Origin of the sequence: Massilia glaciei (genome assembly GCF_003011895.2) — a bacterium.
GTDB lineage: Bacteria > Pseudomonadota > Gammaproteobacteria > Burkholderiales > Burkholderiaceae_D > Telluria_A > Telluria_A glaciei.
In genome coordinates, this window is sequence record NZ_PXWF02000177.1 from 1 (window position 1) to 2,218 (window position 2,218).

Below are 2,218 nucleotides of genomic sequence, written 5' to 3' on the forward strand. Positions count from 1 at the left end.
TTAGCGCGGTGCGTAACAACGGGAGCCGGCCGGTATTGGTTCGGTGGGAGCGATGACGCATTCGTGGTCAATGCGCAGGGTTTCCGTCTTTTTCTTTTTGTCCGAACCGGGCCGCTTGGTCGAAGCCGCCGTCTGCGTTGTCGAACGGTCGGCTTTGCCGGCATCCTCATTCATCCGGCTCGGCTTGAAAACGGGCCGCTTTTTTTCGCCCTTGAGTATGGCCACCTCGTCGGTGAGCCTCACCAGTCGTTCCTCGAACGCGATATTTTCCGCCAGCAGGCATTCTGCGAAGGTTTGCAGCTTGCTGACCTGAGTCTTCTGCTTGCGTGGCAGTTCATCCTTGTCGACATGCGGTACCAGGCGCAGTTTCATTTCCGAGTGCGCACTCCGGGTTTCCGAGCTTGCTTCAAGCGCGCCACCTCGGCTTCCAAGGAGGCGATCTGCTCGCGGGCGGCATTGGTCCGGTCAGTCAGCGCCGCGACCAACGCGACCAGTTGCACCACCTCGGGCGGCGCACCCTCGAGATCCACCTTCGGCATCACGTACTTTTGCTCGTTCACCATCGCGTTATTCACCACATCGTTTCGTTGGGCAAAAGTTAACACCGCGCAAGAAAGTTTACAAGTGAAATCTCGAGGGATTTACGAAAATATTTTTTGGCGTGAATGGACGCGAAAGTGACCGTCTGTTTTACGGCAAACTCCCTTGGGCCTCAAGGGAGCTGCCACGGCTTATTGAGGTGTTACAAAAGACTGGCGGAGACGGTGGGATTCGAAGAAAATCCGGTATCGTCCCTAAAAGTCCAGCTACGGTCGGTGCCTCGAACCCTACGAACCGAGACACCAACGGAATTTCGCTTGTGAATGCTACGTAGCGCATCGAGTTAGGCGGACTGGTGGATTCGAAATCGATCACAGGTTTGTTTGGCGAGAAATCCCGAATGGCATCGTTCGCTCGGTAAGCCTACGGCAGCACAATCGTCCGGCACCGTCCATCTCAGTCCGGGAACATTTTTTCATATTTTTTTCATACCATACAAAAAAGGCCTGCGAACCGTAGTTGCAAGCCTTTGATTTTACAGCGAATTTTGGTGGGAAGTGCAAGTTTCGAACTTGCGACCCCTGCAGTGTGAATGCTGGCAAGCTCGACACTAGCGCACTTCCCCGGACCTCGCCGGACCGTATTTTCATAGTAGAAGGCTTGATTTGAGTCCGGTGGCGTCCGACGAAATCCGCTACAGTTTTCCGTACTTTTTCCGTACTTTTTCCGTACTTTATTGTTCAGTTAAAGGCCATATTTGAGTCCGGTTTCGACCGGCTTCCAGGCACCTGAACGAACCGACGGGTGTGAAAATGAACGACAAACTCGACACCGTTTCAGCCAGGAATAAATTAAAGTGCCGGCGCGAGCCATACTGGCACAAAATCAACCAGGGAAGTTTTCTCGGCTTTCGAAAGATGACTGACGATGCGGCTGGCGTATGGCAGGTCCGATACCGCTTGGACGCCGGGGGCCAACATACGCGAGCGCTGGGAAAGTTCGACAATTACAGCCCATCGGAACGGTTCGACAAAGCGCTGGCCGCTGCCAGGGAATGGCTAGCGCACCTCGAGGTGGGGGGCGCCACGGAATCGGTCACGGTGATGGAGGCATGCGAGGCCTACGTCAACAAGATCCGGGCGCTCAAGGGAGACTTGGCGGCCAACGATCTAGAGGACCGCTATCGCCGCTGGGTGAAGCCGGATCCCATCCACAAAATTGAGGTCACAAAACTCACGCGCGACACGGTAACCCGTTTCCGCAGCCGCCTCGTAAATGCACCGGTGAAGGTCGGCAAATTAGGCGATATACGCGCCCGCTCGAAAGATACCGTCAATCGCGACATGGCTGCGCTTCGCGCCGCGCTCAATCAAACGTTGCAGGACGGCCTGGCAACCAGCGACTTCGCATGGCGGATACCATTGGCGGCATTCAAAAACGTCACCAGGCGGCGAGAAATATATCTGGATCGCGCTCAGCGAAAAATGTTTATCGCTATGGCACCACCCGACTTGGCCCAACTCATACGTGCCCTTTGTGTCCTGCCGCTAAGGCCTGGTGCCCTTGCCTCCCTACTTGTCTCCGATTTCGATCAGAAATTTGATATTTTGAGGGTCGGGAAAGACAAAAGTGGTAGCGATAGAAAGTTCAAGGTGCCACCAGAAATTGCCGCTTTTTT

Annotated in this window: 3 protein-coding genes and 1 tRNA gene; 1 reads left to right on the forward strand and 3 read right to left on the reverse strand. The window is 54.7% G+C overall.

Translation table 11 applies throughout. From position 1 onward, the window contains the following. The 3 genes from C7C56_RS11100 to C7C56_RS28775 all read right to left on the reverse strand — a co-directional run bounded on the left by C7C56_RS11100 (position 1) and on the right by C7C56_RS28775 (position 1,164). Positions 1 to 372 (reverse strand): hypothetical protein, encoded by a 372-nt coding sequence (locus tag C7C56_RS11100; RefSeq protein WP_106757468.1) that lies wholly within the window; start codon positions 370 to 372, stop codon positions 1 to 3. Beyond that, positions 369 to 575: a hypothetical protein gene (locus C7C56_RS11105; RefSeq protein ID WP_146204424.1), complete on the reverse strand. Its 207-nt coding sequence runs from the start codon at positions 573 to 575 to the stop codon at positions 369 to 371. The genes C7C56_RS11100 and C7C56_RS11105 overlap by 4 nt, the downstream gene beginning before the upstream one ends. A 513-nt stretch (positions 576 to 1,088) precedes the next feature. Next, positions 1,089 to 1,164: transfer RNA gene (locus tag C7C56_RS28775), tRNA-Val, on the reverse strand. Positions 1,165 to 1,352: 188 nt separating this feature from the next. On the opposite strand from C7C56_RS28775, the gene C7C56_RS11110 reads away from it, so the two are divergent. Further along, positions 1,353 to 2,218: site-specific integrase (locus tag C7C56_RS11110; RefSeq protein WP_146204425.1), on the forward strand; the 866-nt coding region annotated here is incomplete at its 3' end.